Origin of the sequence: Sphingobium lactosutens (genome assembly GCF_013393185.1) — a bacterium.
Lineage (GTDB): Bacteria > Pseudomonadota > Alphaproteobacteria > Sphingomonadales > Sphingomonadaceae > Sphingobium > Sphingobium lactosutens_A.
This window is the reverse complement of the sequence record NZ_QJQX01000080.1, coordinates 140,402-155,045: the sequence shown is the minus strand read 5'-3', so window position 1 is coordinate 155,045 and position 14,644 is coordinate 140,402. Positions and strand designations below refer to the sequence as shown.

General features: G+C 65.4%; 13 protein-coding genes. 4 read left to right on the top strand and 9 right to left on the bottom strand.

The features are described 5' to 3' along the window. Window positions 1–13: 13 nt before the first annotated feature. Window positions 14–3,109 carry a TonB-dependent receptor domain-containing protein gene (locus DM806_RS23545; RefSeq protein ID WP_179045586.1) on the bottom strand — a complete coding sequence of 1,032 codons (3,096 nt, stop codon included), beginning with the start codon at window positions 3,107–3,109 and terminating at the stop codon, window positions 14–16. A 390-nt stretch (window positions 3,110–3,499) separates the two neighbouring features. On the opposite strand from DM806_RS23545, the gene DM806_RS23540 reads away from it, so the two are divergent. Then, window positions 3,500–4,042 carry a hypothetical protein gene (locus DM806_RS23540; protein ID WP_179045585.1) on the top strand — a complete coding sequence of 181 codons (543 nt, stop codon included), beginning with the start codon at window positions 3,500–3,502 and terminating at the stop codon, window positions 4,040–4,042. A gap of 10 nt (window positions 4,043–4,052) precedes the next feature. Here DM806_RS23540 and DM806_RS23535 read toward each other — a convergent pair whose 3' ends face one another. From DM806_RS23535 to xseA, 3 genes are all read right to left on the bottom strand, one after another. Continuing rightward, entirely contained in the window at window positions 4,053–4,868 is an 816-nt protein-coding gene (locus DM806_RS23535; RefSeq protein WP_256869453.1) for a M23 family metallopeptidase, read from the bottom strand. A gap of 35 nt (window positions 4,869–4,903) precedes the next feature. Further along, a complete protein-coding gene (locus DM806_RS23530; protein ID WP_179045583.1) occupies window positions 4,904–5,116 on the bottom strand; it encodes a DUF2093 domain-containing protein in 213 nt (70 codons plus the stop codon). A gap of 129 nt (window positions 5,117–5,245) precedes the next feature. Further along, window positions 5,246–6,742 carry an exodeoxyribonuclease VII large subunit gene (gene xseA, locus DM806_RS23525; protein ID WP_179045608.1) on the bottom strand — a complete coding sequence of 499 codons (1,497 nt, stop codon included), beginning with the start codon at window positions 6,740–6,742 and terminating at the stop codon, window positions 5,246–5,248. A gap of 7 nt (window positions 6,743–6,749) precedes the next feature. Here xseA and purD point away from each other — a divergent pair, with 7 nt between their 5' ends. Then, window positions 6,750–8,027, top strand: a complete 1,278-nt coding sequence (purD, locus tag DM806_RS23520; protein WP_179045582.1) for a phosphoribosylamine--glycine ligase — start codon at window positions 6,750–6,752, stop codon at window positions 8,025–8,027. An 81-nt stretch (window positions 8,028–8,108) separates the two neighbouring features. After that, window positions 8,109–8,666, top strand: a complete 558-nt coding sequence (locus tag DM806_RS23515) for a hypothetical protein (RefSeq protein WP_179045581.1) — start codon at window positions 8,109–8,111, stop codon at window positions 8,664–8,666. 4 nt (window positions 8,667–8,670) lie between these two features. On the opposite strand, the gene DM806_RS23510 is transcribed toward DM806_RS23515, so the two are convergent. Then, window positions 8,671–9,627, bottom strand: a complete 957-nt coding sequence (locus DM806_RS23510; RefSeq protein ID WP_179045580.1) for an acyltransferase family protein — start codon at window positions 9,625–9,627, stop codon at window positions 8,671–8,673. Window positions 9,628–9,773: 146 nt separating this feature from the next. On the opposite strand from DM806_RS23510, the gene DM806_RS23505 reads away from it, so the two are divergent. Continuing rightward, a complete protein-coding gene (locus DM806_RS23505; RefSeq protein ID WP_256869452.1) occupies window positions 9,774–10,481 on the top strand; it encodes a GDSL-type esterase/lipase family protein in 708 nt (235 codons plus the stop codon). On the opposite strand, the gene DM806_RS23500 is transcribed toward DM806_RS23505, so the two are convergent. From DM806_RS23500 to DM806_RS23485, 4 genes are read right to left on the bottom strand one after another with little or no spacing between them, the layout of a single operon-like run. Next, a complete protein-coding gene (locus tag DM806_RS23500; protein WP_179045578.1) occupies window positions 10,478–11,275 on the bottom strand; it encodes an inositol monophosphatase family protein in 798 nt (265 codons plus the stop codon). The genes DM806_RS23505 and DM806_RS23500 overlap by 4 nt on opposite strands. After that, window positions 11,262–12,608, bottom strand: a complete 1,347-nt coding sequence (locus DM806_RS23495; protein ID WP_179045577.1) for a TldD/PmbA family protein — start codon at window positions 12,606–12,608, stop codon at window positions 11,262–11,264. The genes DM806_RS23500 and DM806_RS23495 overlap by 14 nt, the downstream gene beginning before the upstream one ends. A gap of 45 nt (window positions 12,609–12,653) precedes the next feature. Then, entirely contained in the window at window positions 12,654–13,571 is a 918-nt protein-coding gene (nudC, locus tag DM806_RS23490) for an NAD(+) diphosphatase (RefSeq protein WP_179045576.1), read from the bottom strand. Continuing rightward, a complete protein-coding gene (locus DM806_RS23485) occupies window positions 13,558–14,619 on the bottom strand; it encodes an A/G-specific adenine glycosylase (protein WP_179045575.1) in 1,062 nt (353 codons plus the stop codon). The genes nudC and DM806_RS23485 overlap by 14 nt, the downstream gene beginning before the upstream one ends. Window positions 14,620–14,644 lie beyond the last annotated feature (25 nt).

Below are 14,644 nucleotides of genomic sequence, written 5' to 3'. Positions count from 1 at the left end.
CCTGTCAGGTCGATCAGAAGTTGAACTTGGCCGACACCGCATAACGACGACCGAGCGCGTCGTAGGTCGACGGATAGGTATTGCCGCTATTGAACGTGGTCGAACCAATGGTGTTGCCTACGATCGGCGGCTTCTTGTTCAGCAGGTTCTGGACCGTCAACGTCAAGGTGACATTGTCATTGGCGATGAACCGTCCGGTCAGATCGAAATAATCATAGGAGTCGATCTTGCCGAAATTGACTTCCTTACCGCCCAGAGCTGCAACCGGACCCGAATAGGCCGGACCCGAAGCGAACGGATCGCTAGTGTCAGCATCCAGCGGTTCCTGCTTCACGCCGTCGATATGACGCCACAGCAGCGAGATGTCGAACTGTTCGAAGCCCAGCGTGGTGCGCTGCGACCACTGGAACTTCGGCTGGATCGACGCGCAGTTGACGCTGTAATAGCCGACACATTCACGGAACACCGAACCCGGGATCGCCTGGAACTTGGCGTCGAGGGTATAGTTGCCGACGAAGCTGAGCGCCAGCTTCGCGAAACCGATGTCCTTCGAATAGTTCAGGCTGAGGTCCAGGCCGCGGGTGCGCAGCTTGCCCTGGTTGGTGGTCGGCAGAAACAGGCCGGGCGTATCGCTCGGATCACCGCTCAGCTGACCCGTGAGCGCGTTACGGACGATGACGGTGCAGGCATCGTTCGACGTGCTGGGATTATCGAAACAGGCATGGATGGCGTCGCCGGGGGTCGGCTCCGTAATCGCATTCTTGATATCGATGTTGTAATAATCCAGCGTAGCCGAGAAACCGCGCAACGCGGCCGGCTGCAGTACCACGCCCAGCGTCCAGCTGTTCGAGGTTTCCGGCTTCATTTCCGTGCTGCCGCCAAAGGTCGCATTGGCCTGGCCAGCGGTCGGCACGCCGATGGTACCGAGCAGACCTGCCGCCTGAGCGGCCGATGCACCACCAGCGACGATCTGAGCGATACAGACATCACGGATGGCCCCGGTCGGCGCCGGCGCAATCACATTGCCTTCGTCATCCAGCGAAGCGCAGGGATCGGTCGCTAGATTGGTCAGGTTCGTCGTACGCGGGTTGAACAGTTCGAAGATGTTGGGCGCACGAACGGCATGGGCATAGTTACCACGAACCTTGAAACCATCGACCGGTTCCCAGCTGCCGCCAGCCTTCCAGGTCGTGGTATTGAAGCCCGGCTTGCCCGGAGCGTCGATAGTGTAGCTCGAATAGCGCAGGCCGCCTTCGAACGTCAGACTCTGGAAGAAGGGCTTGTCCTGCACGAGAGGCACGACGAGTTCGCCATAGGCCTCATAAACGTCGTAACCGCCAGCGATGTTCGGGGCTGCACCGCCGGCGCCGCCCAGATCGCCCGACTGCGAGAGCAGATCCGACACCTGCGACGCCTTATATTTGCGATATTCGCCGCCGATCGCGAACGCGACCGGATCGGATGCCGACGGAATGGCAAAGCCGAGATCGCCCGAGATGGTGCCGCGAACCTGCGCCATCGACGTAACGGTCGACACCGTGGACGCCGTACGACCAGCCGTCAGGAAGTTGGTCATCGCATCCGTGAGCGAACCTTCCGGACCGAAGAAGTTGGCCGGGACGCAACCGTCCATCGTGCCGGGCAAGCAGGACGTGGTGTTGGTCGCATAGAGCGAATCGACCACGCGCGAATTGAAAGTGTAGCCGGTCTGCGACTGCACATTCTCGCTTTCGCCGTACGAACCGAAGACATCCCACGAGATGGTGTCGGTGATGCCGCCGCGGAAGCCAGCGCTATAGTCGAAATAGGTGGTCTTGAACTCGCTGATACGCGGGCCGACCTCGGTCGCGCGACGCGACAGCTGGGTGGTGACTTCACGATAGTTGGGATCGTTCGGGTCGGTTGCCGTCGCTGCAGCCGCGCACTCCGCCGCCGAGAAGCGCGGCGTGTAGCCGGCGCCCGGATTGGTGTCGAACTGGCAGAAGCCATTACGCAGCGCGTCGGTCAGGAAGGGGTTGCTGAGCGGAACGGTCACCGCCACGCCAAACGAACCGGACGGCGCAATGATGGTCTTGACCGAGTTCTTCGAGAAGACGCCGCGCGTATAGACCTCGACCGCGTCGCTGATCTCGTAACGCGCCTGGCCGAACATGTTGAAGCGTTCGAACGGCGTCTGGAAGATGTTGTAGGGGTTGAAGTTGAACGCGTCGAACGCGCTGGTGGGACGGAAGGCATTGCCGGCCGCATTGACCTGACGCGTGCCCTGCGTGACCGCACAGGCCGGCTGGCCAGTGCCGCCGCAGCCATCGGTGATGGTGTCGAGACCCAGCGAATTCACGCCCGAGAAGCGCGAGGGGACCGACGTACCCGAACCGCCCGAACCGCCGGTGAAGGAGTCGATCTGGTTGACGGAGAAGCTGCGTGCGCCCTGATATACCGGGTCGGCCTGCTGATAGCCGATGCTGAACACGGCATTGCCCTTGCCGTCGTCAAAATTGCCGCCGATGGTCACGTCCGCGCGGAAATAATTGCCGTCGCCATCTTCGGTCAGCTGGTTCGAGACCGTGCCTTCAACACCGGAGAAGTCCGACTTGGTCACGAAGTTCACGACGCCCGAGATCGCGTCGGCACCGTAGGTCGTCGAAGCGCCGCCGGTCAGCACGTCCACACGCTCGATCAGGGCGACAGGGACGTTGTTGAGGTCGAAACGGCCCCGCAGATCGGCCGGCGTCAGGCGCACGCCGTTCAGCAGAACGATGTTGCGGAAGCTGCCCAGGCCGCGAAGGTCGACGAACGAAGCGCCGCCATTGCCGTTGTTGACCGCCGAACCGATGCTGGGAACGACGCCCGGAATCTCGCGCAGAATTTCTTCTGCGGTATTATTCTGCTTCAGTTCGATCTGATCCGAGGTGGTCGCCGTGACGGGGGTCGAACGAACCAGGTTCGGATTGCGGATCAGCGAGCCGGTGACGATGATGGTATCGCCGGCTTCGGCCTCCGCACCCTGCGGCGCGTCCTGCGCGAACGCTGCGGTCGCGATCAGCGACGCGCTCAGGATCGCCGGAGCGGCGCTGGCACGCAGAAGTGCCCTTTTCGAAAATGTCTTCACTGTCCAGTCCCTTGCTCTGGAGTTTGGCAGGTTAGTGCCATTAGCTTTCGCATATGAAGGGAATGGTGCCCGACAGCGTCCCCCCACATGGATTGCGGGAACCTGCGCGGGGTTCATGGCGCTGTAAAGCAGGGGGAAAGCCGAAAAGCCGCTTTTGGGCAGCGCTGTATCATAAATGCAACAAGCCGCGAACACCGCTGTTTTACGAACGTGTTGCAAGATTGTTTCACGAATTTACAAACACCTGTAGCATTAATGCAAACATTCCGCGCAAAGAGGATGGATTGTGGCTCGCAAGGTGGGCGACCGGCGGGCAACGCTCATATTGACCTTGGTTCCGGCGGGTGCATGCTAAGGGCCTAGATGGCTTGGGCGAAGGAGACTGTGGAGATGAACGGCAAGAATGGCTGGTTGCTGATACTTCCCCTCTGCCTGACCACGGGGCAGGCCATGGCCGCTTCCAGGCAGCAGCCCAAGCCCGAAATCTTCACGAATCTGCTTCAGTGCCGCAGCATCGCCGATGACACCCAGCGCCTTGCCTGTTTCGACCAGCAGGTCGGAGCGATGGAAACGGCCTCGCAACGTGACGAGGTGGTCGTGCTGGACAAGAGCGAGCTCAACAAGACGCGCAAGACGCTGTTCGGCTTCGCCTTCCCCAAACTGCCCTTCCTGGGAGACGGCGACGACAAGGATGAGGCGAAGGAAGAGGAAGGCTTCAGCCATATCCAGGCAAAGATCGCCTCGCTGCGCGGCATCGGCTATGGCAAGTGGCAGATCACGCTCGAAGACGGCGCACAGTGGATGACGACCGAGGCCGTTAACGGGCGCGATCCCAAGGTCGGCCAGACGATCGAGATTCGCCGCGCCGCCATAGGCAGCTTCATGGGCAAGGTCGAGGGTGGCCGGGCCGTGCGGATGAAGCGGGTCAGCTGATCCGCGCTCCCTATTGCGGCATCGGCCCGGCGATCAGCAGCGGATCGATCCGCGCCGCATTCCATTTCATGCCCCAGTGAAGATGCGGGCCGGTCGCGCGACCGGTCGCGCCGATGGCGCCGATCTGCTGGCCCTGGCGGACATGGTCGCCCGGCTTCACATCGATCCGCGACAGGTGCAGGAAGGCGCTGTTGAGGCCATGGCCATGGTCGATCATCAGCAGGTGCCCTTCGAGCGTGAAGGGCTTGTCCGCAGCCGCAAGGATCACGACCCCGTCCGCCGGGGCAATCACCGGCGTCCCCGTTGCGCCGGCGATATCGACGCCGCCATGATAGGCGCCCGGCTGCCCCTGATAGATGCGCTGCGATCCGAACAGGCCGGAAATGCGGCCGGTGCGCGGCCAGATGAAATGCTGGCGCCAGCCCTGCGCGTCCGTCACCATCTTGCGGGCATTCTCGATCGCTTCCAGTTCGGGCAGGCGCAGCGCCATGAAGGCCTCGCTGTTCCTGGTCGGACGCATCGGTGCGTTGATGCGCTCGATCCGCCAGTCGCGGGGGGCGATCGCCAGTTGCCGCTCGATCGTTCGGCCATCGGCCAAACGCGCCGCCAGACGAGCGCTGGGTTTCGCGTCCCGGTCGAAAGCGATCAGGAAGCGGCCATCGGCATCGACCGGCACCAGCTGATCGTCGAGATACAGGGCAACCGTCCCCGTCGGCGCGGTTCCGGTAACGGCTCCGCCTTGAATCAGCGAACCATCCAGTCGTAGGTCAGCGGCTATCGCAGCCTGAACAGCAGGCGCCGCAGCACCGCCCGACGGCAGAAGCATCGAGCCCGCCAGAAGCGCTGCAACGGCAATCCGCCTCATCCGGCGCGCGCAGCCTTCAGTTCCGCCTGCGCCGAGGCTTCGGCGCTGGCATAGGGTTCCTGCCGCGCGATGCTCCAGTAGCGCAAATCCTCCAGCGCGATCCTCTGCCCGGTGACGGCGCACAGGACATGATCCCCGGCCTGCAGCACGCGAAAGCTGTAGGGCATATAATGGAGACGGGCGACGCGGTCGCGGTTGGACATCAACATGGTCAATCGGCCTTCTTGAGCGTTTTCCAAGCAGGTGGAATCACTTGCTGACTCGGAAAACGCGGTAAACAAAGGCTTAGAGCAGTCGAGCCGATGCAATCGGATCGCAATCTGCTCTAAGCACCGGCATCAGGAAAAAAGATCCTGCTGCTGCCCTTCCTCCGTCCCGCGCACTTTACGAATGGGACGGGCTGCAGCGGATATAGAGGCGATGGCCGGCTTCTCAAGCGGCGCCGACACATCTCCGACCGCGGCGTCGACCGTCCCGTCCTTGAAGTGCAGCGTCACCTGGCCCGCCGCCTGCGCCGCCACGACCGACTGCACCAGCTGGCCCGCCGCCATCACCCGCGCATAGCCGCGCTGCAAAGGCAGGTCGGGATTGAGCGAGGCGAAATGGCGCGATACCCGGTCGAAGGCGGTGGCCCGGTCGGACAGGGCGCGCGACAGATAGTCGGGCCGCAGCTTCAGCCGGTCGAGCCGCTCGCTGGCCCGCGTCACATGCTGGCGCAGCAGCGCCGGGCGCAACGCGCCGCCCGCCTGCCCCAGATGCGCGCGCGCATCGGCGAGGCGATGGCGCAGCCCGTTGACGAGGCCATCGGACAACTGGTCCAGCCGCTGCCGCTGCGGCGCGAGCAGCATATCGGGCGTCGGCATCAGCCGCGCCTGCATCTCCAGTCGTTCGCGCGCCTGCACCGCCCCCCGGCGCACCGCGCGCCCGGCCCGCAGGCCCATTTCGCTCAAGCCAGCGAGCAGTTCCGCGCGCACCGGCACCGCCATTTCGGCGGCGGCGGTGGGCGTCGGCGCACGACGGTCGGCGGCATAGTCGCACAGCGTCGTGTCGGTCTCATGCCCCACCGCCGAAATGATCGGGATGGTGCAGTCGGCGACGGCGCGGACGACGATTTCCTCGTTGAAGCTCCACAGATCCTCGATCGACCCGCCGCCGCGCGCGACGATCACCAGATCGGGCCGGGGCAGCGGGCCGCTGCCGTCCATCGCCGAAAAGCCGCGGACGGCGCGGGCCACCTGCTCGGCCGCGCCCTGCCCCTGCACCAGCACCGGCCAGAGCAGCACATTGGTCGGGCAGCGATCCTCAAGCCGATGGAGAATGTCGCGGATCACCGCGCCCGTGGGCGACGTCACGACGCCGATCGTGCGCGGCAGGAACGGCAGCGCCTTCTTGCGTTCGGGCGCGAACAGCCCTTCGCCCGCCAGCTTGGCCTTCAGCTTTTCCAGCAACGCCATCAGCGCGCCTTCGCCGGCCAGTTCCATCCGGTCGATCACGATCTGATATTTGGATCGCCCCGGATAGGTGGTCAGCTTGCCGGTGGCGATCACCTCCACGCCATCCTGCGGCTGGAAGGCGAGGCGCTGCGCCCCGCCCTTCCACATCACCCCGTCGATGACGGCATTGTCGTCTTTCAGCGCCAGATAGAGATGCCCCGACGCCGCCCGCTTGAAGCCCGAAATCTCGCCGCGCAGCCGGACATGGCCGAACCGGTCCTCGACCGTGCGCTTCAGCAATCCCGACAATTCGCTGACCGAAAGCGGCGGCGCGTTGTCGCCCGCGCGTTCCTCGGCTAACAGGCGGCCCGAACTGTCATAGGCATCAATTTCCGGGGACATGGGCGACATGAACATCCTTCTGCTTGGCGGCGGCGGCCGCGAACATGCGCTGGCGTGGAAGCTGGCGCAATCGCCGGCCCTCAAGACGCTGTACGCGGCGCCCGGCAATCCCGGCATAGCGCAGCACGCCACACTGGTCGACCTCGATCCGACCGATCATCGCGCGGTGCTGGATTTCTGCATCCGCCATTCGATCGGTCTGGTCGTGATCGGGCCGGAAGCGCCTCTGGTCGATGGCCTGGCCGACAATCTGCGCACGATGGGCGTCGCCGTCTTCGGTCCCAACAAGAAGCCGGCGCAGTTGGAAGGCTCCAAGGGCTTCACCAAGGATCTGTGCAAGCGCGCCGATATCCCCACCGCCGCCTATCTCCGCGTCACCAGCAAGGATGGCGCGATCGCCGCGCTCGACGACTTCACGCTGCCGGTGGTGATCAAGGCCGATGGCCTCGCGGCGGGCAAGGGCGTGATCATCGCCGAAACCCGTGAAGAGGCGCTGGAGGCGCTCGATTCCATGTTCTCCGGCGCGTTCGGGGCGGCGGGCGAGGAAGTGGTGCTGGAAGAATTCATGACCGGCGAGGAAGCGAGCTTCTTCGCCCTTACCGACGGCAGCGCGATCCTGCCCTTCGGATCGGCGCAGGATCATAAGCGGGTCGGCGACGGCGACACCGGTCCCAATACCGGCGGCATGGGTGCCTACAGCCCGGCCCGCGTGCTGACGCCCGAACTGGAGGCGGAGGTGCTGGAAAAGATCATCAAGCCGACCGTCGACACGCTGGCGGCCGAGGGGATTCCCTATTCGGGCGTGCTCTATGCGGGCCTGATGCTGACCGCCGAAGGGCCGAAGCTGATCGAATATAATGCGCGCTTCGGCGACCCCGAATGCCAGGTGCTGATGACCCGTTTCGACGGCGATCTGGTGGAGCTGCTGCTTGCCGTGGCGCAGGGCAAGCTGGCCGAGCAGGGACCGGTGACGCTGGCCGATCGCACCGCGCTCACCATCGTCATGGCCGCCAACAACTATCCCGGCACGCCTGAAAAGGGCGGCGCGATCACGGGAATCGAAGCGGCGGAGAAGGGCGGCGCGAAGGTCTTCCACGCCGGCACCGCCGACAAGAATGGCGCGCTGGTCGCCAGTGGCGGGCGCGTGCTGAACGTCACCGCGACGGGCGACACGGTGAGCGCGGCGCAGGCCGCCGCCTATGCCGCCGTCGATGCGATCGATTTCCCCACCGGCTTCTGCCGCCGGGACATCGGTTGGCGGGAGGTCGCGCGCGAAAAGGCGTGACGCTCTTGCCCCTCAAGCGTTAGCATCCTTAAATAGGCGCCGATACGCAAACAGGCACTCAAACAAGGGAGGTGATGCGCGATGCAGGAATTCTTCATGGACTATGGCCTGTGGCTGCTGGTGGGGCTGCTGGTGATCATCGGCCTGGTGTTCCTGCTGTCGGGTAAGAACAAGTCCGGCGCCGACGTGCCGATGGAGCCGATTGTTCCCCCTGCGCCGCAGCCCCTGGTCGATACCCCGCCGGAAACGCCGACTGTCGTGCAACCGCCGGTGGCGCCGGCCGTAGCCGATCCGATCGCGCCGTCGCCGGTACCAGTCGCAGTCGCCCCCGAACCGCAACCTGTCGTTGAACCGACGCCCGCTCCGGCACCCGCAACCGCTTCCGTGGCGCCCGCTTCGGAGATCGACGACCTGCTCAAGCTCAAGGGCGTCGGCCCCAAGCTCAAGACGCTGCTGATCGAACTGGGCGTCACCCGCTATGCCCAGATCGCCGCCTGGTCCGACGCCGACATCGCCACGATCGACGGCAAGCTCGGCAATTTCAAGGGGCGCCCGGTTCGCGATCAATGGATCGATCAGGCCAAATATCTGGCTGCGGGCGATGTCGCCGGCTTCGAAGCCAAATATGGGAAGCTGTGAGGCGCTAGACCGCCTGCGGCAAGGGACGGGCCACAGCCACGGGCGCGCGCCGCATCGGCGCGCTCCCCAGCAACTGTCCCAGCGCGGGGAAGCGGGCGCTCGCCCGGCCGGCCAGGAACAGGCCTGGTACTGACAGGGCCAGCATGGCCTCCGCCCCTGCGCCGTTCGCGACCAGCAATGCCATGACAAGCGGATGCCAGAGATAGAAGAACAGGCTGTCCCGCCCGATCGCATTGAGCGGCGCGACACGCAGCCGCAACGATGACAATGCCGGTAGCAGCGCGATCAACCCCAGGCACATCAGCAGGCGCGCCGCCATCAGTGTCAGCGGACTGACTCCCCGCGCCAGTCCGGACCACCAGCCCATACCCAGCGCGGCGACCAGCAGCGCCACCGCCAGATAGCGTTTCGGCATGCCGCGCTCGGCCATCAGCATGCCGAAGAAGAAATAGACCGGATAGCGCAGGAAGCGGTTATCCAATGCCAGCGCCCCGGCGCCGATCGCACCATGGTCCGGCCCGAATCCGGCCATGATCGCCAGGCTGACGGGCGCGCCGATGGTGAGCAGCAGGATCGGCTGCAACGGTATCAGCCGTGTCAGCATGACCAGGAAGAAGAGGACCGGCACATACCAGAGATGAAAGGGCGGCTGCAGCAACAGGTCGATCGCCGCGATCCATCCCATCGGCCATCCGCCCGTGAAGACATAGACCAGCATGGCGACGCCCCAGGGGATCAGCATCCGCCGGCCATAACGGCCGAATAATTGTTGTGTCGATGCGCTGCGCAGGGCGGTGACGTTGAGCAGATAGCCCGATATCCCGATCATGAGCGGCATACGGAAGCCCGCCCCGATCCACAGGATCGGATGCTGATGCTGCGTGATCTCCATGGCGTGGCCGATCATGACGAGCAGGATCAGCACGCCCTTCAGCAGATCCACTGACGGATTCTTGTCCACCCCCGACTCCTTGCCCCATCTTGGAAGATAGGAAGGCGGAACGAAGATCAACTTAACGCAATTGGTGAACAACTCATGACGGCGTAATCTTTTGGCAAGGCAGTCACAATAAGCTTATGGTATCGCAGCTTTTCGCGGAGAATGGATTGTCGAAGCTCGATACCCCCCTCGCCAAGATCGCCGTCCCCCTGCTCGTCTTCGGCGCTATTTTCGGTGGCTGGAAGGCAAGCCAATATTATCGGCAGGCGACGGCGACCCTGCCGGACGCCCAGCCATCCGACGGCGATTGCATGCTCTGGTTCGTCGGCAGCTCATCCATCCATCGCTGGACCAGCCTCGATCGGGACATGACACCGTGGAAGGTCCGCAACCGCGGAATCAACAGCGCAACGCTCAGCGACATCATTCCCCGCTTCGCCAATATCCGGCCGGCAAGGGAAGGTCGCCCGCAGGCGATCATCCTCTATGTCGGAGAAAATGACATCGCGGAAAGCGTACCGGTGCGCACCGTGGTCCGGCAGCTTGCGACCCTGCTCGACCTGCGCACCCATTTGCTGGGGGACGTGCCCGTGCTGCTGCTGTCGGCCAAACCCAGCCCCGGCCGGGCGAAATTTCTGCCCGACCAGCGGCTGTTCAATCTGGCTGCCCAGCGGCTCATCCCGCACGCGCAGCGGGTCTATTATGGCGACATCACCACTCCACTGCTGGTCAACGGCCGGATGGGCGACAATTACCAGCCGGACGGGGTCCATATGAACCCGCGGGGCTATCGGATCTGGGTCAAGGTCGTGCGCGCGCGGCTGAAGGACATGTTGCCGTCCGAAACCATCAATCGTTGCGCGCCCGGAAGTTAATCGCAGCCGAGAATCTCTTTGGCACGCGGGGTCAGTCGTTCCAGCGCGGCGGCATGGATACCGGGCGCGGAACAGAGCAGGCCGAAAGCCGTAGGCTGCGGCCGGTTGAAGAGCAGCGGATCGCCCAAGGCATCCGAGACGGATGCGCCCGCTTCGGTGCAGATCAATGCCGCCGCAGCGACGTCCCACTCATTGCCCCAGCGGACCGTGGCGACCAGATCGGCTTCGTCGGCCGCCACCATCGCCATGCGCAACGCGATGCTGTTGGGCTTTTCCACCACCGTCAGATCGCGATCGACACGCGGCAGCTGGTCGGCCGGGACGCGTGCGCCGGGCAGTTCCGTGCGCGATCCCGCGCGCAGAGTGACGCCGTTGCGGGTCGCTCCTCGCCCCGCCTGCGCGATCCACAATTCGTTGCGTGCGGGCGCGGCCAATATGCCGAGCCTGACCGCGCCATCCTCGACCAGCGCCACCGATACCGACCAGCCGGGCCGGCCGCGCAGATAGTCGCGCGTGCCGTCGATCGGATCGACCACCCAGACGCGCGAGACCCCCAAACGATGCACCGTGTCAGCCGTCTCCTCCGACAGCCAACCGGCTTCGGGATCGATCGTCGCCAGCCGCTGGCGGAGCATGGCGTCGACCGCCAGGTCCGCCTCGCACACCGGATGACCGGGCACCTTCTCCCACTGGCGCACGCGGGTGTCGCCATTGGCCCAGAGGGTCAGCGCATGATCGGCCGCGTCCGCCACGGCGGACACGACCGCGCGTAAATGGGGATCAGCCTCCGGCAACGGTCATCCCGTCGATGCGCAGCGTCGGCACGTTCATGGCGTAGCGGAACTGGAGGTCGTTGGCCGGCACCAGCGCCCGGAACATGTCCTTGAGATTGCCGGCGATGGTGATTTCCGACACGGCATGGGCCACCGCACCATTTTCGATCAGGAAGCCGGCCGCCCCCCGGCTGTAATCGCCAGTGACGCCGTTGACGCCCATGCCGATCAGTTCGGTGACGTAGAGGCCGCGCTTGACGTCCGCCATCAGATCGCCGGGCGACACGCTGCCCGCTTCCATATGGACATTGGTCACGCTGGCCCCCGGCGCACCCGCGCCGCCGCGGCTGGCATGGCCGGTGGGTTCGAGGCCCAGCTGCCGCGCCGAGGCGCTGTCCATCAACCAGCCTGTCAGCACGCCCTTGTCGATCAGCGCGCGCCGCTCGACCGGCAGCCCCTCGCCGTCGAAGGGGCGCGAGCGCAGGCCGCGCTGCAGCAGCGGATCGTCGATGATCGTAACGCCGGAATCGAAGATCGCCTGGCCCAGCATGTCGAGCAGGAAGCTCGACCGACGGGCGATCGCCGGACCGACCATGCCGCCGATCAGATGGCCCATCATGCTGGAGCCGATGCGCGGATCGAAGATCACCGGCATGATGCCGCTTTCGACCTTCACCGGATTGAGCCGGGCGACCGCGCGCTGGCCGGCGCGGATGCCGATCGCCTCGGCATCGTCCAGATCTTCCAGATGGCGGACGCTGTGGCTGGCATGGTCGCGCTGCATGTCCGCGCCCGCGCCGGCCAGCACGCTGGCCCAGGTCGAATGGCTGGTTCCGGCATAGGCGCCGGCAAAGCCATGGCTGGTCGCGAGCGCAACCTGGCTGCGGCCGCTCGCCGCGCCGCCACCCTCGCTGTTGGTGATGCCCGGCACGCCGCGCGCGGCTTCCTCGGCGATCAGCGCGCGTTCGCGCAGGGCGGCCGGTTCCGGCTCTTCCTCGTCGGTGAGGTCAAGCGAGGGCGGACGCTTCCTGAGCAGCCGATCCTCCGGCGCGAGGCCCGCATAGGGATCTTCCGGCGCCTCGCGCGCCATGGCGATGCAGCGTTCGACCAGAGTCTCCAGCGTCGCCGGATTCATGTCCGACGCGGAAATGCTGGCGGAACGCTGGCCGACGAAGACCCGCAGGCCGATTTCCTCGCCCTCGGACCGCTCGACATCCTCCAGCGCGCCCAGACGCACCGACACATTGGTCGACGCGTTGCAGGCATAGATGGCGTCGGCCGCATCCGCACCTGCCTGGCGCGCTGCGCTCACCAGATCCTGCGCGCGCGACTGGGCTTCTTCTAGGCTGAGCATGGAGCGGAGATAGTCCTTGAATATAAGAAAGGAAGGGACATGGCCTTACGCGCTTGCTTCGGCTGGAACAACCGTCGCGAGCCAGCGGTCGAGCAGATGCCAGGCGACAGCCATGGGCGGCGGCGCGAGGAAGGGCGCGTCGGGATCGCCCGCCAGCGCCGCTCGAACGCCATCGGCATCGCACCAGAAGGCATCCTCTATCTCGGTCGGATCGAGCGTCAGCGCATCATCCTGCGCCTGCGCGACACAGGCGATCATGAGCGAGGAAGGAAAGGGCCAGGGCTGGCTCATGACATAGCGCACATCATGGACGCGGACGCCCGCTTCCTCATACAACTCGCGCGCCACCGCCTCCTCGATCGTCTCGCCCGGCTCGATGAAGCCGGCCAGCGCCGAATAGCGGCCGGGCGGCCAGCTATGCTGACGACCCAGCAGCACGCGACCCTGATGCTCCGCCAGCATGATAGCGACCGGATCGGTGCGCGGGAAATGCTCGGCGGCGCAATCGCTGCATTTGCGCGCCCAGCCCGCCTTGACCGGCTCAGTGCTGGCTCCGCACACCGAGCAGAAACGATGGCGTGCATGCCAGTGGACCAGACTGCGCGCGGTGCCGTAAAGCGCGACCTCCTCGGCCGGAATCAGATCAGCGATGGCGCGGCTGCGCGGCGTCGGCACCAGATTGGGGCCAAGATCGACGACCAGTCGGGCGAAGATCGGCCGTTCCTGCGTGTCGATGCCGAGCAGCACATGATCCTCGACCAGGGCGTCGCGTGCCAGCGACTCCAGCACCAGATGCCCGTCCGCCTCGACCGGCTCCAGCCCGTCCAGCACCAGCAGTCGCGCAGCGGGATTGGCGAATGTCTCCACCAACAGTAGCGGACTGGTGCGGATATGGTCGACCCGGTCGAGCGTGCCGCCGACGAAACCCGGCGGCGTTCCCGTGCGCATCTCAGTCCCGTGCATCCTTGTCCTTCCTCACTGCTTCGGCCGCGCGGGCGAACAGGGTCGGCAACCCCGCCTCGCCGATCCGCGCGATCGGCCACCATTCGCCCTCGCCTTCCGGCGTCACGTCCTGCCCCACATGGGTATGGTGCATCGTCAGCGCCAGCGAGAAATGGGTAAAGACATGCGCCACCGGCTCATCGACCGTCGTCCAGAGCGCGGCAACAGGCGGCGTGGCGTCGGGCGTAGCGCTCCAATCGGAACTGGGCAGCGCCCGCATGCCGCCCAGCAATCCCTTGTCGGGACGGCGGATCAGCCAGACATGGCCGTCGCGCTCGATCCACCAGCCGTGGCCAAGCCGATGCGACTTCGCCTTCTTCGCCGCCTTGACCGGGAAGGCAGCGGGATCGGCGGTCAGGACCGCGGCGCAACCCTGCCGCAAGGGGCAGATGCCGCAGGCGGGATTGCGCGACGTGCATATGGTCGCGCCCAGATCCATCATCGCCTGGGCGAAGTCGCCGGCGCGCGCTTCGGGCGTGATCCGGTCGGCCATGGCGCGGATCTCTGTCCGGGCGGCCGGCAGCGGCGTGTCGATCGCGAAGAGCCGCGCCACCACCCGCTCGACATTGGCGTCGACCACCACCGCCCGCCGGCCGAAGGCGATGGCGGCGACGGCAGCGGCGGTATAGGCGCCTACCCCCGGCAGCGCGCGCAGCCCATCCTCGGTATCGGGGAAGCGCCCGTCATGATCGCGCACCACCGCCCGCGCGCAGGCGAGCAGATTGCGGGCACGGGCATAGTAACCCAGCCCCGCCCAGGCGGCCATCAGGTCGGCATCCTCGCTCGCCGCCAGATGTTCGACGCTTGGCCAGCGCTCGGTGAATTTCGCGAAATAGGGGCCGACCGCCGCCACGGTCGTCTGCTGCAACATGACTTCCGACAGCCAGACCCGATAGGGATCGGCCGCATTGGCCCCCGGCGGCGAGCGCCATGGCAGGCGGCGCGCATGGACGTCATAATGGGCCAGCAGATCGCTCGCGATTTTTCTGTCTCTACCCTCGACGCGCATGGCGGCCCTATGCCATTAAGTGGGC